Raw genomic sequence first — 22,624 nt, 5'->3', positions numbered from 1 at the left:
CTATTGCCCAGCGGTGACGGCGCCGGCGGCCGCGTTCGCCGCGTTCTGGATCGCGGCGAGATAGAACAGGACATTGCCGTCGCTATCGGTGGCACGGGCGCTGACGCAGGCGGGATCGGGCGTGGCCCCGGGCTGGGAGGTCTGGCAGCTCGCCGGCGCGCGGCAGGGGTCGGCGGTGGTGCTGGCGCCGATCATCCCGATCGGGCAGACCGAGCCTGATTGCGGCCGGCTCTGGCGGGCCGGGGCGCGCATGCCGGATGACGCCCGGCTTATCTCGCTATTGGCGAAGAGGTTCTGAGCGTTGAGCGCCGTGACCCACAAATTCGTCGAGCCGATCAACCCGTTCCAGCTGAGATCGTTCTGGGTTCGCGCGGCACTGTTCATGTCGAGCGCGCCCATCACCGTGTCGGCCTTGCCGACCTCCTGGCTCGCCGTCTGGTAGCCGGTTCGGGCGGCACCGATCGTCGAATGACTGGCCTCGACCCCGCCCACGACAGTCGCCGTCGACTGGAAGCGCGTCTGGCTGTTGAGCGTGCCGCCGCGTGCCTCCGGATCGACGGTTGCGGGCATCTCGGGCGCATATGACTGGATCTTCTTCGCGCCTGCCCCGTTCTGCGGCTCGACCGTTGGATTGGTGACGTTCGCTTTCTTGCCGGTGGTCACCGCGCATTTGACGCCCTTGTTGGCCTCCTGGCGTTTGGTCGTGACCGGTACGAGCTTGATCGTGGTGGCGGATTGCTCCGAGCGCTGGGTCAGGGCGGCGGCATCGTTTGTCGGAACACTGGCGTGCCCGGGAAGCGTGAACGACGTCACGGTGATCACCATGGCGATCGGCAGCATCCTCATGCGTCGCTCCTTCCGAGAAAGATCGGCAGCCAGACGTTTGGGTCGTCACCGACGCGGGCGCGCAGGGCCTCGAGCTCGGCCACCGTCTCGGTCCGGCCGGACAGGACCTTGATCAGGTCGGGCATGCCGGAGAGGTTGAGACGCGCGACGACGCTGTCGCGGCCATGCTTGATCAGGAAGGATCGGCTTTCCGGCGCGGTCGCGCGGATCCAGGCAACCTCGCGTCCCGACAGGCGGAAGGCCTGGCGGTAACTCTCGTCATCGGCCTTCGGGTTCGGGAAGAAGATATTGGTGCTGGTTTGCTCGATCAGCGTGTTCGAGGTTTTCGAGCGGACGATATCGGCCGCCGATTGCGTGCCGAAGCCGATGATGCCGTTCTGCTTGCGGATGGTTTTCAGCTTGTCGCGGATGAAGAAGGCAAAGACCTCGTCATCGAGCAGCCGCCAGCCCTCATCGAGGAAGATCATGACCGGGTCGCCGGTCAGGAGCTCCTCCATGCGATGGAAGATGTACATCAGCGCGGCGGTGCGGATCACCGGATCGTCGAGCACGCGCGTCATGTCGAAGCCGAAGATCGACGAGAGCGAGAACTGGTCCTCGTCATTGTTGAAGAGCCAGCCACGCTGGTCGGCCCGCATCCAGCTTTCAAGCCGTGCGAGCAGATCGCCCTCCCCTGCCCTGATCCGCCCGCGCAAAAGCGTCGAGAAGGCCTGCAGCGTCCGCCCCTCCGGGCCGGAGCCGAGGGAGGCCGCGATCGCGTTGCGGATGACCTGCTCTTCCGAGGCCGAGAGTTCGCCGCCCGGCGCCGGACGCAGCATGAAACCGAAGAGCTGGTAGAGGAATTCCCGGTTGGGCGCGGTATCGGACAGGGACAGCGGGTTGAATCCGGTCGGTTCGCCCGGCACCAAGGTCTCGTATTGGCCGCCGAGCGCGCGAATGAAGATCTCGGCGCCGCGATCCTTGTCGACGAAAAGCAGTTTTGGCCGCGGTTCGATCCGCTGCGTCTGCGCGGCGATGAAGGAAAGGAAGACGGTTTTTCCCGACCCGGTCGGGCCGACCACGGTGAAGTTGCCGATGTCGCGGACATGGTGGTTATAATAATAGGCGGTCTGCGAGGTCGTCTCGAAGACCGAGATCGCCGGACCCCAATGGTTCTCAGCTGGCCGTCCGCTCGGATAATTGTGCAGCGAGGCGAACCCGGCGAAATTCTTCGACGAGATCACCGCCTTGCGGGCGATATAGGCGAAGTTCCCGGGGAGCTGTGCCCAGAAGGTCGGCTCGCAGTTCAGATCCTCGCGCACCCAGATCACCGAGCGATCGGTCAGCGCGGCGCCGACGGCCGTGACGGCGGCGCCAACCTCGGCGAGATCCCGGCCGAGGCACATCACCGTCATATGGTGCTCGCCATAGATCGCTTCCGAGCCGAGGAGCTCGTCGCGGGCGGCATCGAGATGATCGGAGACGATCGAGCCGGCCTCGTCCGACATGTCGACCTGGCGCGAGACCCGGTCGATCTGCTTTGCCGCTTCCGGTCGATCGACGATGGCAAAACTCTGCGTCGCGATGAACTCGTGCGGAACGCGCAGCAGATTGTCGAGCGAGCCCGGCCCGGTCTGCGCCGGATATTCCCGGATCGAGACCATGGCGCCGAAGCGGGTGTCGGTCGGGCCGGCTCCCCTGATCTCGATCGCGTTGCGACCGAAGAACAAGCGCTTCATCGACAACGCGTCGGCGAGATCCATGCGCGGCAGATGCATCGGCCGCGGCATGCCGCCGTTGAGGAGCTGCACCAGAAATTCGAGCGGCTCGGAGAACCAGGTGCCGTCGCGATCGACGGCGCCGAGCTGGCGCGCGCCATAGCCGCTCAAGGACTCCTTCACCGCGGTGGCGACGTCGCGCAATTCGGTCAGCGCGGTCTGCCGCGCGAGCGATTCACCGGCCTGGTCCTTGCGGCCGAGCAGCGTGCCGAGGACCGCGTCGAAGGTGCCGGCCTGACCTTGAAGGGGACGGCGGACGATCGTCACATAGAGGTCGTTGACGAACATCCGCCGCTGCGAGAGCGCGGCGTTGTAGCGTTCATCGAGCTCGCGGCAGAACGGGTTGTCGAAGGTGGAGTCGATGCGCGGCTCGACCTCTCGCCGGATGATGTGGCTGACCAGAGCGAAGCGGGAGTTCGCGAGGGTCCGAACCACATCGTTGCGGCCGAGCAGGCGTCCGTTCACCTCGCTGAGATCGGCCGTCTCGAAGGAATAGCCGTCAAGCTTGAAGATGGTCAGGACGAGGCCGTCGCGGGTCCGGATGATGTGGTCGTCGACATGGCGGGTATAAGGTACATGCGAGGAGACCGGCCGCTCGCGCCGCGAGACGGCGCCGAAGGTCAGTTCATCGAGGAGGGCGCGGGCGACCATCTCGACCTCAGACCCGATAGCTGTCGGCCGCCCAAAAGGCGCGCGAACGCGGCGGACATTTCGTCGAGCGGACGAACAGGATTTCGAAGATGCGATCGTCCCGCAGCGCCAGCACATAGCCGAGCAGGTGCAGCGGGATCGCGACGAGCAGCATCAGGAGATTATGCGTGATCAGGAAGCAGACGCTCGAAACCACGCCGTTGAACATGAAATACATGTAGGGCACGCCCATCAGCGTCGGTGCCCGGGTCAGTGCCTTGACCAACGGCGTGATCAGCGGATCCTCGAGTTCGTCTCCCGTCATTGGCCGACCGCCGACTGGAAGAACTGGACGATCTGGGCAGAGCCGAAGACAAGGACGATGCCGAAGATGCCGGCGCCGGCCAAACCCCAGGTCAGACGCCCGGCCCAGGCCGCGAAGCCGCAGCCAATCACCATCAGCGTCGCGAGCGAGGTCGAGATCGGGCCGGTCAGGGTCGAGACGAGCTGCTGCAGGGTCGACTGGACGGGTTGAAGTGTGCCGCCGGACTGCGCGGAGGCGGCGGTGGCGCTCAGCGCCAAAACGGCGCTGCCAAGAACACGACGGGCAAGCGAAGCGATCATCGGGATCTCCATTCAGTCGATATGCATGACGAAACCATCGTTCCAGGCCGCCTGTGCCGTGGCCTTCGACGAGGATGTGCGCGCGGCTGTGCGGCCAGGCGCGGGCAAGGCGTAGAAGTCGTTGATGACCTCGGCGACGTAGCGGATCGTCTCGGGGAAAGCCGGGACGCCGCGGTTCTTCTCGACCGCGTCCTCGCCGGCGTTGTAGGCGGCGAGGATATAGAAGGGGTTCCGGTATTTCTGGTGGAGCGCCCGTAGGAAGCGCACCCCACCCAGCACATTGCCAGTGGGGTCGCAGAGATCGACCTTGAAGCGCTTTGCCGTCGCCGGCATCAGCTGCATCAGCCCGAAGGCGCCCTTCTCCGAGACCGCGACCGAGTTGAAACGGCTTTCGGTCTTGGCGACCGAGAGCACGAAATCGGGATAGAAATCCTCTTCCGTCGCGACGCGGGTGACGAGCGCGCGGGCGTCCTCCGACGATAGCGGCTTATCGGTTGCGCAGGGCGCTGCGCCCCCTGCCCTGTCGGATCCCGCCGCCTGTGGCGGCACCGGCGAGATCGGCACCACACGGCCCGATGCGTCGACAGCGGCATGTCTCGCCGGCGAGCGATCCTGCGCGTGAACGCTGCCGAAAGCGCTCGTAAAGATCCCTAATCCGACTACGAAGCTCCGAATCCGCATCCGTTCGCTCTTTCCATCTAATATCTATTAGAATAGATGTTAGACATGTGGTAGCCGCTTCGACACGAGCCGGTCAACCCCGTTTGCGGAGGAACGATGAGACGCCAAGCTGCCTGCGGGATGGTGATGTTGAGCCTGCTCGGGCCGCTTTCGGCCGGGCCCGCCCGCGCGCAGGACGCATCCTTCGGCTGCAAGGTGCTGCTTTGCTCCGCCGCGACCTCACCGGGTTGGCCGAGCATCCCCTATTGCGTCCCGGTGATGCAGACCCTGTTTCGGATTCTTGCCAAGGGCGGGAGCTGGCCGGCCTGCCCGGAGGGTCGCACGAGCGGCCTCGGATATGAGCCGTACCAGGCCTGTCCTGCCGGCGAGACGCCGGTTCAGGCGGGGGACGATTACGTAACCGCCGTCACGCAATCCCAGAACGGTAATCTCTGCGCCGATCTGTCGAAGCCGCAGCAGAGCTGCATGTCCGACACCGGCTGCAGGACGACCTATCCGACCACGCCGCGGGCGACGCGCAGCGAGCCGCATTTCGTGGATATCACCACGGCGAATGGCGTCCAGCGCTTCTACTTCTCGCTGCAGGGCTATTGAGATGCGGGTTGCCGGATCCCTCGCGCTGACGATCGGAGTGGTCATGGCCGCAGGAACCGCGTTCGCGCAAGCCGCCGGCTCGCGCTGGTTTCCGGTCCCGACGAATGCACTCTACCTCACCGGCGATAGCTGGTCGGAGGCCGGCACGACCTATCGCCTCTACGGCGTGCAATCCTGCCTGCGCGGCACGGGCTTCACCAATGCGCATGGGGTTCGGCGCGATTGCGGCGAGGCCTCGCTTGCCATGCTGATCGCCCTGATCCGTGACCTGAAACCGCAATGCTATGACGCGGCCGCCCTGCCGCAGAATCGCACGGTCTTCGTCTTCTGCGTCGCGTCGCGCAGCGAAGGGTCGGGCGCGGGCTCCCGCATCGATCTCGGCACCGCCCTGATCGCCACGGGCTTCGCCTTCGCGGCGCTGAACGCCGACGGCAAGCCGGTTCACGAGCCCTACCTGGTTGCCCAGCGCGTCGCGCAGCAGGCGCGCGCTGGACTCTGGGCCTTTGCCGATTTGCCCGATCCCAACGCCATCATCCTGCGCGCCTTGCGGGAAGGCAGCACGCCCGCGGCCGGCGCATCGCAGCGCTGAGCACGCTTGAGGAGATTCCGATTGCCGTCCCATGCTCGACCCCGGATTTCGCGATGAATTGGCTTCGTGATGCACGCCTCTTCGGCTGCCTCGGCGTCGTCGCACTCGCCGCGCCATGTCTCGCACAGGCCTTGAGCACCGGAACCTATCGTCCGAAGCTGCCAGCGCAGTCCCCTCCCTTGCGGGTCGAGGTTATCGACGGCACGCGCTTCCGCGATATCGAGACCAAGACGGTATTCCGGCTCTATGGCATCGAGACCTGCGCGCCCGGCCAGATGGCGACGCTCGGCCGCCAGCCCTGGCCCTGCGGCACCATGGCCACCGCCTGGCTCGTCACCGCGACGCTCAATCGCTGGCTCGCCTGTGCCGTGATCCGCGAAGACGGTGATGAGCGCCTCGCGCGCTGCGCTACGGCCAGTCATCCCGATCTCGCGGCCTCGATGCTGCGCGAGGGTGTCGCCGTGCTGGCGCCGGCGGCCGCCGAGGATCAGACGAACCCGCCGAGCTACGGGCAGGCCGAGCAGCAGGCGCGCAAGGCCTATCGCGGCCTTTGGTCCAGCACCTTCGAAATGCCCTGGGACTGGCGCGCACATCGATCGTCCGCCGCACCGGCCGCGCCAGGGGAAGCCGCCCCATGACGGGTAACCGGACCCTATTCGGCGTCGTGCTTGCCGCCACGGTTGCGGGGTGCGCGGCAACGACTCCCGAGCCGCCGGAGCCGGTTGCCGTGACTTCGATCGCCGGAGCGGAGGCCCTGCACACGCCGGAGCGCGTCGTTCCGGGACGACTGGAATACGCTCCGGACGGATCGACCTTCGCGCCGATCCTGACCGAGCGCTTCCCCTACCCGACCCAATCCGACGCCAACGCCGCCCATCGCCGCTTGATCGGCGCCTCGGCTGCCGGTCGGCCCTATCCTCCCGCGGTCCGCCTGTTCGGTTGCAAACCCGGGGCGCTGGATGCGGAGACGGCCCGTGTGACGCGCTATCGCGGTCCCGTCGTGCATTGCGCCACGGATTTCCTCGACGGCGACGGGCGCGCCGTCCGGCGGGAGGCCGTCAACTTCTACTATCACCTTTCGCACTGGACGATGCTGCCGGTCGATCCGCCGCGCGCGTCCGTTGCCTGGCGCGATCGCGAGGGCTCGCCACGCGATCTCTGGTGGTGGGTGCCCGGCCGGTCGCGGTACCGCTAGGGGGCGAGTGGCTGTGGTTGGCTCGGCTTCTTCCGGGAGAGAGAGTGACGAAGCCGCCTGGCAGCGGTGCCGGTGGGCGGCGCCGGTCCTGTTGGGGCTGGTGATCGCGCCGGTGGATGGGGCTCAATCTCAGGCCTTGACACCCGATCCCGGTGCCTGGCGTCCCCTCGCCTATTCCGATCTGCAGCGGCCGACACCGCGCAGCGCGACCTATACCGATATCTGGAAAGATCAGATCGACGCCAACAACGAGGCCTATCGGGTGCGCGGCGATCGGCGCTTCGTCGACGGCAACGCGCCGGCGATCGCTGCACATTTCGTGATCTGGAGCGAGCGGCGTTCCGTTGTGCTGACGGTGCTGAACACAGCGCTCGGCTGCGCGCCCAAGCTACGCGAAAGCAAGGTGCGCGCGGTCGTGAAGCTCTGTCCGATGCGGATCGCGATCTATAACGGCATTCGCGTCGAGACGCTGGACGCCGGCCGCGGCTGCTATCTCGAGCCGGAACCAGGTGCCAACATCGATCCATCCGCCTCGGCCGCTTACGGTGCCTATGATGTCGGCTCGAAGCGCCTGAAGCTCGGCATGGTCGTCAACCACCAGGTTGTCGACGGCTGCTCTTTCAACATTCCGCTCGCGCGCCCATGAGCGCCCATCGCCCAGGGAGGCATCGATGAGATCAGCACTGTTCGGGACCTTCGCCTTGGCTGCCGCCTGCTCGGCGATCGCCAGCCCATCACGCGCCGCCGAGGCGAGCTTCAGCTACAAGGCGAGCTATCGGAACGTCGCGACCGATCCTGATGGCATCTGGACGGGCGATGCGCTTTCCGGTGGCCCGGTGACCATCCACGAGTATCAGCTGCGCACAGCGAGCGGCGAGTTCCTGATTTCGCAGATCTGGAACGACGATTGTGCTGCTGCGACCTGTCCGACCCGGTTGCTGCGCATCGAGCCAGGCGGCCGCCGCGCCGTGCTCATCGACGACATGATGCGCCAGATCATCCCACCGAACGATCCCCGCTTCGCCGGGCTGCCGGCGAACGGGCTGCAGGCGGAATTCGCGCGAAATCCGTTCCGACTGAGCGACGATGGCAAGACGCTGCTCAACGGCGATTTCCGCTTCGAGCTCGGCGAGGGCAAGCCATGAGGAAGCGCCCTGCCCTCTTCGAGGCCGGCATCGCGCTCTGCCTCTCATCCGCGCTCGCCTTCGCCGGCGAATCCGCCGCGAGCCTGACCTCAGCGGGCATCCCGGCGAACTGTGCGCCCTTCGCCGCGAAGGTTTCGGCCGCCGAGGGGAATTTCGGCACCACCAACCAATATGGTTGCCTTGGCGCCTTCCAGTTCTGTCCGGGCACCTTCGAGCGCTATTACAGCGGCAGCGCCCAGAGCTTCCTCAATGATCCGCAGGCCCAGGTCGCTGCCTGGACACGATACCAGCAGAACTCCTGGTCGCAGGTGCAGAAGAACGGCATGAGCTCGCTGGTCGGCCAGCAGGTCTGTTCCGGCGGACGTTGCGCCACGATCGACCAGTCGGCGATCCTGATGGCCTGCCAGTTCGGCTGCGGCAAGGGCGGCAAGCTCGCCAACTATGCCGCGAGCGGCGATTGCAACGCGCGCAACGTCAAGGATGGCAATGGCGTCAGCGTCTGCACCTATCTCGTCAAGGGAGCTGGCTATGATGCCTCCTGCTTCACCGGCGAAGCGTCGACGACCTGTACGCCGACGCCGTCCGGACCAGGTGACTATCCAACTTCAATTGGAGTCGCGGCCAATCCGCCGTCATCGTCCGAGGCATCGGTCATCGTGCGGTCGACGGATGTGTAGTTGGCTCTTTGATACGGAGCTGCAACCATTGGCTGCAATTCTCTTGCAATACCAATCCCCTCGGCTAACCTGACTTTGCGGAAAGCGAGACCCTTTCCACGCCTCCCCGAGCCTGGTTTCAGGCAACTTTCAAAGGGCCTGCGGGCCCTTCTTCTTGAGCGGTTGCTATGTCGGGTCGCATGCCATCGCGTGGCGACCGATCCCCTCATCACATTGTTCGCGAGGCGTAGGATCGGGGCGCCAAGAAAAGAGGCCGACGTCCCTTTCGGGAGCCGGCCTTGAAAGTTTGAAACATTCGGCGACACGCCAAATATCTCAGAGGGGAACGGCTGAAACGGGGTCGACGCCGGGAGGAGGTGGCGGAGCCCGTTCGGAACAACCGTGCCGCCGATATCGGCCCGCACGGGCCATTTTGCAACGCAGCATTGCTGAGGTCCGTTATGCGCCCTCTGCATGTCGATGGCATATGACCTTGGCGACTCAGGCGCGTAGGTTCTGCTCGCGGTTGGCTGCCCGCTCCAGCTCCGATTGGCTGACGAGCACGCCCTTCTGAAAGACGGCGCAAGACGTCACGCCGGGGCCGGCCTGCATCTCGCGAAAGAGGCGGAGCGCTTCGCTTGCCGTGGGCGCGCGCTTATTCGTCTTGGAGACCCGGGTGAAGGCCTTGACCTGATACACCATATCCTCGCGATTGATTGCGTCCTGCGGCATAGCGAATGGAGAGCGGCGAGGAAAGTGTGCTCCCATTTCGACAGCGACGGCTTCATTCAGCGCCTATGTCGCTCGATCGGCGGTTTCGATCTCGCGCGGACGCGGTCAGCGTCCGAAGGCCAACGGCAGCAGCACGACACCGAACAGCACGGCGACGATGCCGGTGCGGACCCAGACAGCCGTGAAACGATGGCTAAACAGCACTACGCTCTCCACCCAACCCACCGCTCTTTGGCGGCTTTCGACCCGTTTAGTTGACCATAGGAGAGGATGAGCGACAAGCCGATGAAACGCGACGCGTGATCGAGGCATCGCGCGGCGTCGGACACTACGCTGGAAAAGCGGGCCATCAGAACACTGCCGCACGGCGCGTAGGCGGGAATTTTCCCCGATTCAGCTGAATCCGGACGGATCACGCAGGATGAAAGGCACGGTATCGAGCTGCCCATCGATGGCGGGGGATAACTCCCCGCCGCAATAATGGGCGTAGACCAGAGCCCAGAAGACGACCTCGTCCTGCCGGCCGCCGAACAACGCCTTCTGCATGGTCCGCGCCATGAGTGTGACGGCGCGAGCGTGATCGTATCGCGCGTGCAACTCGCCGGCCACGACCTTCGCGTCGGTCATTCGGATCATGGTGCTGTTTCCTCGCGTCTCGGCCGGGACTTACGCTGCCGTCGAGAGCGGGAATTCGGAGAGGACCGAGGTTTCGGAGCCGCGGGCTTGGTGGAGCATGTCGAGAGTTTCGCGACTGAACGACATCCGTAGCGCGACAACCTCATCTCGCCCGATCTTCTTCGGGAAGCCGAGCGGACGGACGAAGAAGCGCAGCTGCATGGCGATCACCATCAGGCGCCAGTCGATTACGACCGTGACCGTGTCGATTCGACGAGCCAACCCCCATTCGACGACGCCCTGCGCGAGCTCGAGGAAGGGGCCGTCCGGCCGGGGGCGCAGGTCCCGCCAGCCCTGCGCGACGCAGAAGCGTGTCCATTCGAAGATGCGAGGACCAGTCGGCGGTCGTTCTCGGCAAAGATCTCCCAGCACTTCGGTCAGGAGATGCGGTCGCGTTGTCGGCAGCAGGCGTTGATAGCCAACAATCTCATCGCCGCGCAGGCAGACATGGTGGATGGCGTTCTCGTCGTCGAACTGGTCGCGCTCGCGGCCGTCGGGCTGGCGCAGATCAGTCCAGGCCTTCTCGTCGACGAAGATGGAATGGCGGAAGCGGAAGACCCGATCCATCAGCGCGGCGTGACGGCTGATGTCCGAGCCCGGAATGACCATAAGCATCGCGGAGCTCCTCGGCTGGAAAAACGGGCGCCGAGTGCGCCACACCGAGTCCTGGACCGCTATGGTGATAAATACCCATTGCAAGTAGAAAAGTCGGCCACGACGCAGCCGCAGGTTGGGCATTTATTGTCGCTGCTGATACCCACGCTGGCGTTTGCGCTTCAACCAGGTGTCGAGTGCGAGATGGGCGTCGTTCGGTTGCTGGAAGAGTTCGCTGCGGCGCTGGCCGGACGAGCCGATTCGTCCCCATTCGCGGACCAGGGCACTATCGCCGAAGAGCGTCGGCTCGATCGACAGCACATAGTAGCGCGCCATGTTCTGCGCGGGGTCGATCCGCTCGAGGAGGATGTGAAGGAGAGGCATGGCGGACCCGGCATGTTGCGTCAGCCGAATCGTCCCATTCGCCCACCGTTGGGTCCAATTGATTGGTTGAATCGATCAGAGGCGGTCGATTCACGCCCGTGATGAAAGAGCGGCCGCCGTGGCAGGATCTGGACATTCGCATCCTTGTTCCTGATCCGGAAGCGCGATCCCCTCCCCTCTCGGGATGTATCCGAGCTCTGCGGCCAGATCTCGAAACGCTGCGCGCCAGCGCTCCTTCTCAGCTTCGGCTTGCTCAGCGAGTTCGACCAGCTCTTTCTGCGACGCATCGCGCGGTCGGCAGAGGTCACATTCTATCGCGTGAAGAGCGCGCTCCCACGCGACGAGAGCGTCGAGGTAAGAGCGATGCGCCGCGATGGCGCGGTCTGCGCGATTGTCGTCGGACTGTGGTCGGCCTGGCGCCACGTCTTCATTCCCCAAAGAGCAATGCCTGCGGTACGCCCCCGCAAACAATCCCTCGCTGACTCTTGGTGATCGGGGAGTTCGAAACCGTGGTTAGACGGCCCCATGGCCTTTAGTTCGGGTGAACCTGTTGCATGCGCCACAGGATCCCCGACCATAGGGTCAAGGAGTGCGGTGCCGTCACGGCCGGCACCAACCGCTAACCAGGGGTTTCGACGCCCCAAGGCAGCGCGTACTGCCTCAAGAGCGACGTTACCGCGTCTGAGTGGGATGCACCAGTTGTCGTCGGACTTCGTCTCGACGGTGATCTGCGACGAGGTGCTTGTGTTCGCGATGTTCGGAGGCCAAATGGTACATCGCCTTGGCTACCCCGTAGGACGCAATTGTTCGCGCGATTCTCCGTCTGGCGAATGAGTCGGGGGGAATTCACTGCCCTGTGGTCGGGAAGTGCGGAGGTTACCCCGAGTGAATTTGTGGCCCGCTGGCCTTCCTGCGCGGTGGGTCCGGTTCGGCTACCGCGTTGAAATCCTTCATTGAAGCAGCCGAGCGTAGATGGGTAGAAGCGGAAGCCGGCGCTGCCGTTAAGTACTAGTTAACCATTAAACTCTTGCAGCAGAATGGCTAATTGCTATCGTCACGGTAAATATGGGTGTTTGCCCGTTTTTCCGTGATGAGAGTTTCGAACGTGAGTCAAGCTGCCGAGCATACGCGAAAGCTGATCCCCTCTGTCGAGGACACCATCGGCGCGCAGGCTGAGCTTCTCAGCTCGCAACTCCATGCCATGAGCGAGGCGCTCTTTCCTCCCACCTCGAGGAAGGTTCTGCGGAAATTTACGTCTGGCGAGGCAGCGCGTCTGATTTCCATCTCGGATTCCACTCTAAGGAAGATGACGTTAGCCGGCGAAGGACCGCAGCCCGATCTCGCCAGCAATGGCCGCCGGCTTTACACCTTGGCTCAGATTAACGAGCTGCGTCAGCTACTCGCCAAATCTCTTCGCGGTCGGGATCGGATTGATGTCGTTCCCCATCGCCGCCCTGGGGAGCACCTGCAGGTTATCGCAGTGACGAACTTTAAAGGCGGGTCGGGCAAGACGACAACGTCGGCCCACCTTGCGCAGCACCTTGCGCTTCAGGGCTATCGGGTTCTCGCTATCGATCTCGACCCTCAAGCTAGCCTATCTGCGCTCCTCGGGGTGCTTCCCGAGACGGAGGTTCTATCGAATGAGACCCTGTATGCGGCCATCCGATACGATGATCAGAAGCGGGCACTGAGCGACGTCATCCGCAAAACCTATTTCGATGGGTTGGATCTCGTTCCTGGCAATTTGGAGCTGATGGAGTTTGAACACACGACACCAAAGGCCCTGACCTCTGGTGTGCAGACGCGCGACGGCCTGTTCTTCACCCGCGTTGCTCGGGCCCTCGATGACGTGGCGGATCAGTATGACATCGTCGTTATCGACTGCCCTCCCCAGCTTGGCTTCCTGACGCTAAGCGGGCTGTGCGCAGCGACGTCCATGGTCGTCACGGTGCATCCGCAAATGCTCGATATCGCCTCAATGAGTCAGTTCCTCTTGATGACACGCGATCTGTTGGGTGTTGTCAGGGACGCTGGCGGTGAACTCAAGTATGATTTCGTCCGGTATCTACTGACCCGATTCGAGCCGCAGGACGCTCCGCAGACCAAGGTGGCGGCGCTGTTGCGGAACATGTTTGACGATTTCGTTTTGACCAATCCGATGGTCAAGTCCGCGGCAGTCTCGGATGCCGGATTGTCCAACCAGACCCTGTACGAAATTGGAAGAGAGAACATGACTCGGTCAACTTACGACCGAGCGATGGAGTCGCTTCAGGCAGTAAATGCAGAAATCGAGGGCCTAATGAAAGCGGCATGGGGGCGCGGATGATTTCAGCATTCCTGCCTGGGGCGATGCCGATCAGGACCAATTTGTGGCTGTTGGGAGCTCCCAACTTTCTTCGTTGTCCCGCCCGGAAGGGGGGCGTTCGGAGTGACTGGTTGTCTGGAGTTGGGAGCTCCCAACTTTGGCTGATGTGCTGTGGTCACGCGGTGGGAGGGCGCTGATGAGCCGGAAGGATGCCATCAACTCGCTATTCCTAAGGAAGCCCGAGCCGGCTGCACATGTGCCGCCGAAAAATGCTGAGCGTGTTCGTACCGGCGCGATCGCCGCAATGGGCAGTTCGCTTCAAGAGATGACGGAAGGTGCGAGGGCTGCCGAGCGCTTGCATCAACAGCTTGCTGAAGGCGAGGTAGTACTCTCGCTGGAGGCTGCGCAGATCGAAGGGTCGAGAATAGCAGATCGTATCGCTATCGATGTCGATCCGGGCTTTGAGACCCTGGTGGAGAGTATCCGCGAGCGTGGGCAACAAGTGCCGATTCTTGTCCGCCCGCACCCGGAGAAAGCCAATCATTTTCAGATTGTTTACGGACGCCGGCGGCTCAGAGTAGCAACCCGCTTGGGACGACCAGTTAAGGCGATTGTTCGGAATCTGACCGATGCCGAGCTCGTTATCGCGCAAGGGCGAGAGAACCTCGATCGCGCGGACCTGACCTTCATCGAGAAGGCCTTCTTCGCGAGGCGCCTTGAGGATGCCGGATACGATCGCTCCACGATCCTGGCCGCACTCTCGACCGACAAGTCAGACCTTAGCCGGTACATTGCAATCGCCCGACGGCTGCCGGAGCAGATTGTCCAGAAGATCGGACCAGCCGCGAAAACCGGTAGAGCCCGGTGGATTGCTCTTGCCGATAAGCTCGAGGATGGAAAGGCTGTCATCGCAGCCGAAAACCTGCTGAGCGATCCAGAGACAATCGCGTTGGACAGCGATGGCAGATTTCAAGCGGTCCTAAAGGCCGTCGACAAGCAGCCCAAGCGCGCCAGCAAGCCGACGGATATTTGGGTCAACCAAGCTGGAAAGCGAGCGGGTCGCGTGGAACGCTCGGGAGGCAAGACCGCGCTTGTTTTCAACGAGAAGGTTGTCCCGGAGTTCGCAACGTGGATTTCGTCGCGACTTGACGACCTCTACGCCGAGTTTTCGACTGGAAGGGAGGAGGAACGATCGAGAAGCTGAAAGGTGGTGAAGAAGGCGAGGCGCTTTCGCATCGCTAGACACACGTAAACCGCAAAGAAAAAAGGCCCCCGAAACGGATTCCGGAAGCCCTTTCTCTCTAGTTTGGCGACTTTGAGAATCGCACTTCCCCGAATCACAGTCAAGAGTCCTGAACGGACTCAGCGTCGTTTTGGCGAGCGGATTTTCTTTGCCTAACAAAAGGTAAAGGAACGTGCAGACGCATGTAACAACGACGCCCTTTGGGCGGCGGCCGATGACGCTTGGCCAGATTTCAAGTCAGATGGCGGCAAAGGCGACGAAGCCTGATGCCGTCGTACACAAGTGGCACGTCTTCAACGACGTTCGCGTGGCGAGAGAGCTCCTCGGCGCCACGGATCGCTCGCTTGCGATCCTGAGCGCGCTGCTGACCTTCCACCCGGAAACCGCGCTCACCGGCGAAGCGGAACTCGTCGTCTGGCCGTCGAACGAGCAGTTGATGGCGCGCGCCAACGGCATGCCGGCGACGACGCTGCGGCGGCACATCGCCGTACTCGTCGCGTGCGGCCTGATCATCCGTCGCGATAGCCCGAACGGCAAGCGCTTCGCCCGGAAGGGAAGGGGAGGGGAGATCGAGCAGGCCTATGGCTTCGACCTCTCGCCGATCGTCGCGCGCGCTGAGGAGTTCAAGGACCTGGCCGAAGCGGTGCAGGCTGAGAAGAAGGCGTTTCGCGTGGCCAAGGAGCGACTCACGTTGCTGCGCCGGGATATCGTCAAGATGATCGACGCCGGCATCGAGGAGCGCGTTCCGGGCAATTGGGGCAGGGTGCAGCAGACCTACCAGGAGATCATCGGGAGGCTTCCCCGTACGGCTCCTAGGCAGCTCGTTGAAACCATTTGCATCTATCTGCAGGACCTCTGCACGCAGATCCGCGACGTGCTGGAATCATTCGCTAAAGCTCAGAATCCGGATGCCAATGAGTCCCATTCTGGTCGTCACATACAGAATTCAAAACCAGAGCCTCTAACTGAATCTGAAGACGGCTTTTCGAGCAACGAGGAAGCGGCAGTCATCGTCGCGGAAACCGACAATGTGCGGAGCCTACCGAAGCGGGAACTGCCTCTTGGCATTGTGCTCGACGCCTGCCCGAACGTGCGGGAGCTGGCGCAGGGCGGCGAAATCCGACACTGGCGCGATTTCCTGGCGGCGGCGGAACTAGCCCGGCCGTCGCTCGGGATCAGCCCGAGCGCCTGGCGTGAAGCGCGCGAGGTCATGGGTGAGCAGCACGCCGCGATCACGCTGGCGGCGATGTATCAGCGTGCCGGGCAGATCAACAACGCCGGCGGTTACCTGCGCAGCCTGACCGACCGGGCGAAGGAGGAGAAATTCTCGACCTGGCCTATGGTCATGGCGTTGCTGCGAGCTCGGCTCGATGCACAGAAGGCGGGGGCGGTCGAAGAGGGGTCGGCTGAGGATGGCGCCACGGCTTCGCAGCCGCGTATCCAGGCCTCGGCGGCGCTGCTGAAAAGCTTGCAGAAGCCGAGGCCGTGATGGCTGCGGGCTTATCCTTTGGTAGCGGCCTCGGTCGTGTTGCCGTCTCCGGCGATCAGTCCGGAGCGGCGGGCGCGATCGATCAGGTTCTTCACCGAGGACGGCGACCATTTCGAACCGCCGCGCGGCGTTCGCTCATGCAGCCGCTCAAGCTGGCTTGCGATCTCGCGCAGCGTGAGATTCGGGTTCGAGACGTGAATGCCGGCCACCAGCGTCACGAGGCGATCCTCGGGGAGCCGCGGAGGCGATTTCCGCAGCAGCGCCCTATCGGCCATGTGTTCGCCGACCAACCATTTGACGGCCCGACGCAAGCGCTCCGGTGTCGAGTCGAACCCGCGCTGTCTCAGCACGCGGGCGATGTCGTCCCAGCTATGGTCCGGCCGCATCCGTCTGACGATCGGCAGCCATTGGCTCGCCGTTGCCTGAACGCGATCGCCATAGGCTGCCTTCTGGGCGGCGGTCATCTTCGCCAGCATCTCCGGTCGGCGTTCGCGAATACCAGGATTGCCGGGAAGCCGGCCTTTGGATTTCGCGGCCTTGATGCCGGCTTTGGTCCGCTCGGAAATCAGCGCGCGCTCGAGCTGCGCGACGGCGCCGAGGACTTGCAGCGAAAACATGCCTTGCGGTGTCGTCGTATCGATCGGATCGCGCAGCGAGCGGAAATGCGCGCTCTTCGCCGTCAGGTCCTCGATCACGTCAAGCAAATGGCTGACCGAGCGCGCCAGGCGGTCGAGACGCACGACGATGAGGGTGTCGCCGGCGCCGATCTCACGCAGCAGCTTCGCCAGAGCCGGACGGGCGCGCGACGCGCCGGAACCATGCTCCTGGACGATCACGTCGCAGCCGGCCGAGCGCAGCTCGATCTCCTGCGCTTCCGTGGTCTGCTCGTCGGTCGAGACGCGTGCATAGCCGATGAGGCGGCCCTGAGGTCGACGGGAAGCGCGATTTTGGGTGTCGCGGGCCATTTGGAGCGCCTGAGAGAACGCCGAGTGGCGATTTTCCAAATGCAGAAGATATGGATAACTGATCGTTTGTGACCGAAATCGGGTTTGGAGGCTGTTGGTATGTTGCCCCGAAGCGTGCTTGTCGACCCTTCAAGGAGAGTGGTGACTATAACCGTACGCTGACGGATATGACTCGCCGCCGCAATTCAGGGTCATTTAAAAACTGCTTCGCCACGTCCGATGCTTCCTTCCCGGTGAGTTGATCTACGATCTTTATAACCTTATTTACGTCAATACTCGCGTGCGCATGATTTAATTTAAGAAACTCGTCGCTAAGATCGAAGCTCACATTGATGGCCGATGTGCAGGCCAGCGCGGCCCGCTCAATATCGACTGTGATTTTTCCGTTTTTCGGCGCTCCGCGGGCTATACAATCAAACAATATACCCTCTGGAAGAGACTCCCCCGCTGATAGGCGAAGCTGCTTGGTGGCGGACTCACTGACCGTTTCCCATATGGTCCGAACCGGTTCTCGTGCGAAAAGGCACGCTATCATATACTCCATCAACGAATTGCAGTCGGCAGTTGATTTCGCTGCTCGCGCGCTCAGAGACCAGAACAGGAGTGAGGCGGCCACTGATTGCCGAGATTCGGCAAGCTGCGATGCGACGCCGGCCTCGGATGCCAGAACCTTTGAGGCCAGCTCCGCTTTGGCCCAGGGTAGCGCTTCTTTCCGTACGATAAACCGAGTCGCCCCCGCTTGCAGGAAATAGTCTATAAAAACATCCCAGGGGCTCGGTACTTTGAAGGTGCTTGCGGTAAGTTTTTTGAGCTGCACGAAAAGATCAAATCCACTCAGGGGTATCGACCGCGCATCCGTTCGCTTTAGCAGATCGAACCAGTCTGCCGTAGTTGTTTTAGCACTTCGCGAATTTTGGACCCATCCGATCAGAAACGAAATAATTTCAGGATTTAAATTTCGAAGCGTCCTTCTCAAAGACTGTGGCGCTTCATCTTTGAGCAGATTATTTTCGAATAGGTATTCTGCTACAAGGAATTCTTGTATAGAACGGTGCGCGAAATAAACCGAAGAATTATCTTTTATGACTAAGCAACCTGCGATGAGTTCACGCCGCAGAGCAGGCACAGTGAATGAATGTCGGGTTCCGCCTATCGCTTGTTGAAATAGCGCATCTGGGATAACAGAGATCGAGCTTGTGGAGGCGCCTCCTTGCTCCCACAGCCACCAAGCCAGCATGTTGTTGAAGCGCCGACGTATGTCTAGGCTGAAGCCGCGGAATCGACCAGATTTTGCTACTTCTCTATGCAAGAGAAAGTGAATAAATCTATCGTATAAGAGGAATTTCGATACTTTTTCTAGATTTAGATCGGGTTCCGTTGCGATCTGACAGAGCATCTGAGCATGGACTGGTCGCGAAAGAAGCTCGTCAAATTTGCCTGACAGGAGGAACCCGAGCCGGTTGGAAATCCACTGTGCGTCGAATTCCGAGCCCTCTGGTTTGCCTCTGGCCTCGTGAACCGCGATGGGAAAGTATCGCTCGACAAAGTCGCGGGCTTCGGCAACGTCAAAGCCCTTTAACGTCTCCGTTCGGCATTGCGTCTTGCCCGGAACCGGGATGAATTGCCCAGCCCGCGTTAGGTCTTTCCCCTCGATAACGGACCGAAACTCGATGGCGTCATGAAATACTGTGTCGCGGCCTAAGAACAATAACTTTGCGGTTCCTTCATTGAGGCTCAAAAGGCGTTCGAAATTTGCTGTGAAAATGGCCGGAGTCATCCCGTGCTTCATTTCATCGAAGCCATCAAAGATAATGATAAAATGACCTAGGCGATTTAGCTCTCGAAATAATTTAAAGTGATATCCTTCAACCCTTGCTTGGCTTGCAAGTAGTTTTCCTACCAAGCCGTCTACTGATTGCTCGTCGAAAATCTCACCTAACGGAACAAGTAGGGGTATTCTACCATTTCCGCCGCACAGTATCTGCTTTGCGAGCTTTGCACTTATGTGTTTGGCGAATGTGGATTTCCCTTGCCCGTACCCGCCTATAATAACGATAGGCGTGGTGCTTGAGGACTGTGCCCAATCACCGATCACCGTCTCCATGTCATCACCTGTGACATTCTGCGGTGAGATATAATATTTCTCTATTGAGCTCCGATCGTACGCATCGGCAAGATCGGAAAGGTACGGTTCAAAAGAAAGAAGTGCGCGCTTGAATTCGCGCATCGAGAAGCAGCGAAGATTTGGAACTGCTTCTATGAGGGCTCGTGCGTCGGGACTGATATCTTTCGCGGCAATCAACCACGCTCTGGAGAAAGTTCTCTGCGAGACAAGGCGGCCATATTCGATAAGGAATTCCTGGCAATCTGCCTTACTAACATTTCTGGCAAGATTTTTTAGCTCGATCGCCGTCGTTTGAATTCCGTCAAACGGATCAACGCGTGTTGCGACAATATCAGCTTTTTTAAAATCAGCTCTAATTTCCGATTTGCACTGAAACCCGGCCGCTTCTAGCAAGACAAGAACGGTGTCTCTGAATTCGTTTCCTTTTTCCGTCGTCGATAGCATTTTCAAGTATGGCTTTCCGGGTTAGCGAACGCGTGATCTGCCGATCTCTGTTACCTCATTTCAATCTGCACTGTATGGGATGGGAGTTCGCCGTCAAACGTGTCAATCGAGGAGAGGCTTTTCACGACGGACATTGAGATGAGCTACTTAGCTGGGCTCATAGCTGTGGTTTGGCCGAGGACTTGGGCCAACAGGGCGGCAGGCATTAAAGCGCGAGCCGGGCGGCCTTGCTGAGCTGCCGCTCGGCGTCATTGTAGTAGCTCGCGGCCTGCTGGACCGAACGGTGCTGCGACTGCTGCATGGCCGCGGGCAGGGGAACGCCATTGCGGGCCGCCTCGGTCAGATAGCCGGAGCGCAGGCCATGTGCCGAGAACGCGAGCGGATCGAGCCCAGCCTCGGCGCAGCGGCGCTTCAGGATCAGGTTGACGGCCTGCGGGGTCAGTGCTCGGTCGGAAAGACCTTCCCAGCGATCGATCGCCCGAAACACCGCGCCCTTGCTGATCGCAGCACGCTCGAGCCAGTCACGCAGCGCTTCGACTGGTGGTCCGACGATCAGAACGCGGGCGGCGTCGTCGGCCTGCGCTGTCTTGGTCTTGCCGAGCGAAATCGCCAGGCAGGGCAGGCGGGTTGAGTCCGGATCGTCAGGATCGAGCGGCACCGGCGCCTCCTCGGACAATTGTTCGACGCGCAGACGGGCGATTTCGCTGCGGCGGCGGCCGCCAGAGCCGAAAGCGATCAAAAGCAAGGCCAGATCGCGCGTATCGGTCAAGCGATCGCTCCGGCAGGTCGCCAGCAAGCGGTCGAGGATGTCGCGGGTGACGGCGCGCTGACTTTTGCGCCGCCGCGGCCGGGCGCTGGCCCGGACCGCCAGGCGTACGGCCGTGCGTAGTGATGGGGCGGCGAAGGGGCCCATAAGGCCTTTCCAGCGGTGTAGCGTCGACCAATGCGCCAATCGGCGCTTGACCGTCGACGGCGCGTGCGGACCCGCGACGCGCAAATGACCGTCCAGCCGCAAGGCCGTGGCGATGACTTCGGGCATGCCGTGCCCGGGATCGCTCTCGCGTTGGGCCGGGTCCCAGAGATGCTGCGCCACGAATTTCAGCGCCAGCGCTTCCGGCGCTGGCCAGGGCAGGGGCGCAGCCGTCGCCGCGATCGCCCAGGCCTCGAGATAGGCCAGGTCTGAGGCGAGCGCGCGCAGGGAATTCTCCCCCATGCCCTCCTTCGCGAGGTGGCGCAGCGTCGCGACGTCGTCATCGGTCAGGATTTTGGCGAGCTGATCGCGCCGCTCCATCGGCAGGATCGCGGACAGCGCGTCGAGCTGCAGGGCGCGGCGGGTCTCGGAGTCCGCCAAAGAGGTGAGGGCGAGATCACTCATCGACGTCGCCGCTCGCGCCGGCCCGGGTTGCGGACCCGGGCGGCGGGACTGCGAAAGCGCCGGATCGTGGCAGCATAGAAGTCGTCCATGCCGGCGAGCGGATCGGCGCCCAGATCGGCGCGACGGGCGAGCTCGCGCAGGACCGCGAGATTGACCCTGGGCTCCAATTGCGAGGTGTCGATCACCTCGGCGTCGGGCAGGAGATGGTTCGGGTGCAGATGCCGATCGAGCCAGGGTCCGAAGGCGGCGAACTCCGGGGCGCCCTTGCGCTTGGTGAAGTCGGCCGAGGCGCCCGACAGCACATCGGCGATCTGGATCGTCGGGTGCTCGAGCGACGAGCCGAAGCGCATCGGACCGGCCAGGTTCATGCCGATCGGGGTCGCCCGCCGGCCATCGGTGATATCCGGCCGATCGCTGCGCCCGATCCAGGTGTCGAAGATATGCGCCATATCCTTCAAGGGTTTCGAGTCGTCGCAGAGCAATTCGATCTGCGGATAGCGCAAACCAAAACCCTGAAGCGTCAGGCTGAACAGCGCCGTCGTCGTCAGATCGAGCGTCCATTTGCCGGTCAGGCTCTGCCCCGGCTGCAGCGCCTGCGCTTCCGCGGCGATGATGCCGGCATAGCCGCGCGCGAAGCGCAGCACGCAGTTCAGCACCACCGAGCTCTCATCCGGCGCTTGGCTGACGGCGAACAGCTTTGGCGCGTCCTCAGGGTTGAAGGAGCGCATGAAGGCCTGGAGCTCCTCGGCGACCTGATGCGGGCGCTCGCCGGTCTTGTACAAAGCAGCGTGCAGGCCGTGCATCACGAAGCGATGCAGGTTGTGGCGATAGAACAGGCTGTTCTTGGCCTGCAGCACCGGCTCGAACAGGTACTCGAAGGCCTTGCCGCCGAGATTGAGCCGCTTGTCGCAGACCATGATCAGCGCCCGGCCCTCGAGCTGGCCCGCGAGATCCAGAGCGATCTCGCTCCAATTGTCGCGCCGACGCAGGCCCTGCGCCTTCAATTCCGGCGCCTGGACCCGGTATTTTTGTCGCGTGGCGGCGACGATCGCCGCGGCTTCCTCCGCTGTCAGGTCGATCGCGGTGTAGGCGAAGACAGGTTGATCGTCATCGAGCATGCGCGGGCCGGTGAAGCCGGCCTCGTCGCAGGAGATCAAGCGGGCGGGAGGCGTGGTCAAGGCGCTGTCTCGTCGAGCTGAGGTCGGCCGAGGGCCGACGGCGGCAATCTGGAGCGCCAGAATCGCTGCTTTTTGCGCGTGTGTCCATCACTATCGATAAGAGGTAATTATCGATAGTTATGGACATGTAGTACGAGATATCGGAGTGAAACAAATATATTGCCATTTAAATTGGTTTTTATAGATTTAGAGGCGTGAATTCAAAGTACTATGATATCTCGCCAGCTGAGCGAAATGCCCTGGTTTCGGACTGTGCCGTGGCCGCCGAGGCTGTCGCTTTCCCTTCCCAATTTCAATTTGAACCGCTTAAGGGGACGGCGACGTCTTGCGTTCCCTTTTTGATTTCATGCTCTTCCGCCCAAGGATATGATCTCGTTGCGCTTTCTACTCAGAGTCCG

The 22,624-nt window shown here is 62.2% G+C and carries 23 protein-coding genes; 10 read left to right on the top strand and 13 right to left on the bottom strand.

The features are described from left to right. Genes IED13_RS25955 through IED13_RS25935 form a run of 5 tightly spaced genes read right to left on the bottom strand, consistent with a single transcriptional unit; the run spans window position 1 to window position 4,421 of the window. On the bottom strand, window positions 1-846 hold the full coding sequence (locus IED13_RS25955) for a hypothetical protein (protein WP_191125886.1): 846 nt from the start codon (window positions 844-846) through the stop codon (window positions 1-3). Next, complete coding sequence (locus IED13_RS25950) at window positions 843-3,254, bottom strand: VirB4 family type IV secretion/conjugal transfer ATPase (protein ID WP_191125885.1); 2,412 nt, start codon at window positions 3,252-3,254, stop codon at window positions 843-845. The genes IED13_RS25955 and IED13_RS25950 overlap by 4 nt, the downstream gene beginning before the upstream one ends. 7 nt (window positions 3,255-3,261) lie before the next feature. Further along, window positions 3,262-3,558, bottom strand: coding sequence for a VirB3 family type IV secretion system protein (locus tag IED13_RS25945; protein WP_089172759.1), 297 nt, complete (start codon window positions 3,556-3,558; stop codon window positions 3,262-3,264). After that, a complete protein-coding gene (locus IED13_RS25940) occupies window positions 3,555-3,857 on the bottom strand; it encodes a TrbC/VirB2 family type IV secretion system protein (protein WP_089172899.1) in 303 nt (100 codons plus the stop codon). Before IED13_RS25940 ends, IED13_RS25945 begins: the two co-directional genes overlap by 4 nt. Window positions 3,858-3,869: 12 nt before the next feature. Further along, window positions 3,870-4,421, bottom strand: a complete 552-nt coding sequence (locus IED13_RS25935) for a lytic transglycosylase domain-containing protein (protein ID WP_248307705.1) — start codon at window positions 4,419-4,421, stop codon at window positions 3,870-3,872. Between the two features lie 213 nt (window positions 4,422-4,634). Here IED13_RS25935 and IED13_RS25930 point away from each other — a divergent pair, with 213 nt between their 5' ends. The 7 genes from IED13_RS25930 to IED13_RS25900 all read left to right on the top strand — a co-directional run bounded on the left by IED13_RS25930 (window position 4,635) and on the right by IED13_RS25900 (window position 8,738). Next, window positions 4,635-5,132, top strand: a complete 498-nt coding sequence (locus IED13_RS25930; RefSeq protein WP_089172761.1) for a hypothetical protein — start codon at window positions 4,635-4,637, stop codon at window positions 5,130-5,132. A gap of 43 nt (window positions 5,133-5,175) precedes the next feature. Continuing rightward, window positions 5,176-5,721, top strand: coding sequence for a thermonuclease family protein (locus tag IED13_RS25925; RefSeq protein WP_248307706.1), 546 nt, complete (start codon window positions 5,176-5,178; stop codon window positions 5,719-5,721). Between the two features lie 53 nt (window positions 5,722-5,774). Beyond that, complete coding sequence (locus IED13_RS25920) at window positions 5,775-6,359, top strand: thermonuclease family protein (RefSeq protein WP_089172763.1); 585 nt, start codon at window positions 5,775-5,777, stop codon at window positions 6,357-6,359. Beyond that, the gene (locus IED13_RS25915; protein WP_089172764.1) at window positions 6,356-6,916 is read left to right on the top strand and encodes a hypothetical protein; all 561 of its coding nucleotides are present in this window, start codon (window positions 6,356-6,358) and stop codon (window positions 6,914-6,916) included. Before IED13_RS25920 ends, IED13_RS25915 begins: the two co-directional genes overlap by 4 nt. A gap of 136 nt (window positions 6,917-7,052) precedes the next feature. Next, window positions 7,053-7,562: a hypothetical protein gene (locus IED13_RS25910; protein ID WP_210323762.1), complete on the top strand. Its 510-nt coding sequence runs from the start codon at window positions 7,053-7,055 to the stop codon at window positions 7,560-7,562. 25 nt (window positions 7,563-7,587) lie between these two features. Then, window positions 7,588-8,061: a hypothetical protein gene (locus IED13_RS25905; protein WP_089172765.1), complete on the top strand. Its 474-nt coding sequence runs from the start codon at window positions 7,588-7,590 to the stop codon at window positions 8,059-8,061. Continuing rightward, window positions 8,058-8,738: an acyltransferase gene (locus IED13_RS25900; RefSeq protein ID WP_089172766.1), complete on the top strand. Its 681-nt coding sequence runs from the start codon at window positions 8,058-8,060 to the stop codon at window positions 8,736-8,738. The genes IED13_RS25905 and IED13_RS25900 overlap by 4 nt, the downstream gene beginning before the upstream one ends. 480 nt (window positions 8,739-9,218) lie before the next feature. On the opposite strand, the gene IED13_RS25895 is transcribed toward IED13_RS25900, so the two are convergent. The 4 genes from IED13_RS25895 to IED13_RS25880 form a co-directional block, all read right to left on the bottom strand. Then, on the bottom strand, window positions 9,219-9,416 hold the full coding sequence (locus IED13_RS25895; protein WP_157732845.1) for a hypothetical protein: 198 nt from the start codon (window positions 9,414-9,416) through the stop codon (window positions 9,219-9,221). A 426-nt stretch (window positions 9,417-9,842) separates the two neighbouring features. Next, the gene (locus IED13_RS25890) at window positions 9,843-10,085 is read right to left on the bottom strand and encodes a hypothetical protein (protein WP_191125884.1); all 243 of its coding nucleotides are present in this window, start codon (window positions 10,083-10,085) and stop codon (window positions 9,843-9,845) included. A 30-nt stretch (window positions 10,086-10,115) separates the two neighbouring features. Next, window positions 10,116-10,862, bottom strand: a complete 747-nt coding sequence (locus tag IED13_RS25885) for an acyl-homoserine-lactone synthase (RefSeq protein ID WP_248307708.1) — start codon at window positions 10,860-10,862, stop codon at window positions 10,116-10,118. Then, a complete protein-coding gene (locus tag IED13_RS25880; RefSeq protein ID WP_089172769.1) occupies window positions 10,863-11,102 on the bottom strand; it encodes a WGR domain-containing protein in 240 nt (79 codons plus the stop codon). A gap of 1,090 nt (window positions 11,103-12,192) precedes the next feature. Between IED13_RS25880 and repA the strand changes: the two genes are divergently transcribed. From repA to repC, 3 genes are all read left to right on the top strand, one after another. Next, complete coding sequence (gene repA, locus IED13_RS25875; RefSeq protein WP_191125898.1) at window positions 12,193-13,428, top strand: plasmid partitioning protein RepA; 1,236 nt, start codon at window positions 12,193-12,195, stop codon at window positions 13,426-13,428. A gap of 175 nt (window positions 13,429-13,603) precedes the next feature. Further along, window positions 13,604-14,611 (top strand): plasmid partitioning protein RepB, encoded by a 1,008-nt coding sequence (gene repB / locus IED13_RS25870; RefSeq protein ID WP_089172771.1) that lies wholly within the window; start codon window positions 13,604-13,606, stop codon window positions 14,609-14,611. A 211-nt stretch (window positions 14,612-14,822) separates the two neighbouring features. Next, window positions 14,823-16,139 carry a plasmid replication protein RepC gene (gene repC, locus IED13_RS25865; RefSeq protein ID WP_089172772.1) on the top strand — a complete coding sequence of 439 codons (1,317 nt, stop codon included), beginning with the start codon at window positions 14,823-14,825 and terminating at the stop codon, window positions 16,137-16,139. An 11-nt stretch (window positions 16,140-16,150) separates the two neighbouring features. Here repC and IED13_RS25860 read toward each other — a convergent pair whose 3' ends face one another. From IED13_RS25860 to IED13_RS25845, 4 genes are all read right to left on the bottom strand, one after another. Beyond that, window positions 16,151-17,104 (bottom strand): recombinase family protein, encoded by a 954-nt coding sequence (locus IED13_RS25860; RefSeq protein ID WP_191125883.1) that lies wholly within the window; start codon window positions 17,102-17,104, stop codon window positions 16,151-16,153. Window positions 17,105-17,249: 145 nt separating this feature from the next. Next, the gene (locus IED13_RS25855; RefSeq protein WP_089172774.1) at window positions 17,250-19,673 is read right to left on the bottom strand and encodes an NACHT domain-containing protein; all 2,424 of its coding nucleotides are present in this window, start codon (window positions 19,671-19,673) and stop codon (window positions 17,250-17,252) included. 205 nt (window positions 19,674-19,878) lie between these two features. Further along, the gene (locus IED13_RS25850; protein WP_089172775.1) at window positions 19,879-21,048 is read right to left on the bottom strand and encodes a site-specific integrase; all 1,170 of its coding nucleotides are present in this window, start codon (window positions 21,046-21,048) and stop codon (window positions 19,879-19,881) included. Further along, on the bottom strand, window positions 21,045-22,226 hold the full coding sequence (locus IED13_RS25845) for a DUF3800 domain-containing protein (RefSeq protein ID WP_157732847.1): 1,182 nt from the start codon (window positions 22,224-22,226) through the stop codon (window positions 21,045-21,047). The genes IED13_RS25850 and IED13_RS25845 overlap by 4 nt, the downstream gene beginning before the upstream one ends. Window positions 22,227-22,624: the final 398 nt, after the last annotated feature.

The sequence above is a fragment of the Allobosea spartocytisi genome (assembly GCF_014764685.1).
Taxonomy (GTDB): Bacteria; Pseudomonadota; Alphaproteobacteria; order Rhizobiales; family Beijerinckiaceae; genus Allobosea; species Allobosea spartocytisi.
The sequence above is the reverse complement of the archived record's forward strand: the minus strand, read 5'-3'. Positions and strand labels throughout refer to the sequence as shown.

What these genes read in the sequence shown, in the direction of transcription:
- IED13_RS25955 (WP_191125886.1), bottom strand. Translation starts at nt 846, where the DNA reads ATGAGGATGCTGCCGATCGCCATGGTGATCACCGTGACGTCGTTCACG.
- IED13_RS25950 (WP_191125885.1), bottom strand. Translation starts at nt 3,254, where the DNA reads ATGGTCGCCCGCGCCCTCCTCGATGAACTGACCTTCGGCGCCGTCTCG.
- IED13_RS25945 (WP_089172759.1), bottom strand. Translation starts at nt 3,558, where the DNA reads ATGACGGGAGACGAACTCGAGGATCCGCTGATCACGCCGTTGGTCAAG.
- IED13_RS25940 (WP_089172899.1), bottom strand. Translation starts at nt 3,857, where the DNA reads ATGATCGCTTCGCTTGCCCGTCGTGTTCTTGGCAGCGCCGTTTTGGCG.
- IED13_RS25930 (WP_089172761.1), top strand. Translation starts at nt 4,635, where the DNA reads ATGAGACGCCAAGCTGCCTGCGGGATGGTGATGTTGAGCCTGCTCGGG.
- IED13_RS25925 (WP_248307706.1), top strand. Translation starts at nt 5,176, where the DNA reads ATGGCCGCAGGAACCGCGTTCGCGCAAGCCGCCGGCTCGCGCTGGTTT.
- IED13_RS25920 (WP_089172763.1), top strand. Translation starts at nt 5,775, where the DNA reads ATGAATTGGCTTCGTGATGCACGCCTCTTCGGCTGCCTCGGCGTCGTC.
- IED13_RS25915 (WP_089172764.1), top strand. Translation starts at nt 6,356, where the DNA reads ATGACGGGTAACCGGACCCTATTCGGCGTCGTGCTTGCCGCCACGGTT.
- IED13_RS25905 (WP_089172765.1), top strand. Translation starts at nt 7,588, where the DNA reads ATGAGATCAGCACTGTTCGGGACCTTCGCCTTGGCTGCCGCCTGCTCG.
- IED13_RS25900 (WP_089172766.1), top strand. Translation starts at nt 8,058, where the DNA reads ATGAGGAAGCGCCCTGCCCTCTTCGAGGCCGGCATCGCGCTCTGCCTC.
- IED13_RS25890 (WP_191125884.1), bottom strand. Translation starts at nt 10,085, where the DNA reads ATGATCCGAATGACCGACGCGAAGGTCGTGGCCGGCGAGTTGCACGCG.
- IED13_RS25885 (WP_248307708.1), bottom strand. Translation starts at nt 10,862, where the DNA reads ATGCCCAACCTGCGGCTGCGTCGTGGCCGACTTTTCTACTTGCAATGG.
- IED13_RS25880 (WP_089172769.1), bottom strand. Translation starts at nt 11,102, where the DNA reads ATGCCTCTCCTTCACATCCTCCTCGAGCGGATCGACCCCGCGCAGAAC.
- repA (WP_191125898.1), top strand. Translation starts at nt 12,193, where the DNA reads ATGAGAGTTTCGAACGTGAGTCAAGCTGCCGAGCATACGCGAAAGCTG.
- repB (WP_089172771.1), top strand. Translation starts at nt 13,604, where the DNA reads ATGAGCCGGAAGGATGCCATCAACTCGCTATTCCTAAGGAAGCCCGAG.
- IED13_RS25860 (WP_191125883.1), bottom strand. Translation starts at nt 17,104, where the DNA reads ATGGCCCGCGACACCCAAAATCGCGCTTCCCGTCGACCTCAGGGCCGC.
- IED13_RS25855 (WP_089172774.1), bottom strand. Translation starts at nt 19,673, where the DNA reads ATGCTATCGACGACGGAAAAAGGAAACGAATTCAGAGACACCGTTCTT.
- IED13_RS25850 (WP_089172775.1), bottom strand. Translation starts at nt 21,048, where the DNA reads ATGAGTGATCTCGCCCTCACCTCTTTGGCGGACTCCGAGACCCGCCGC.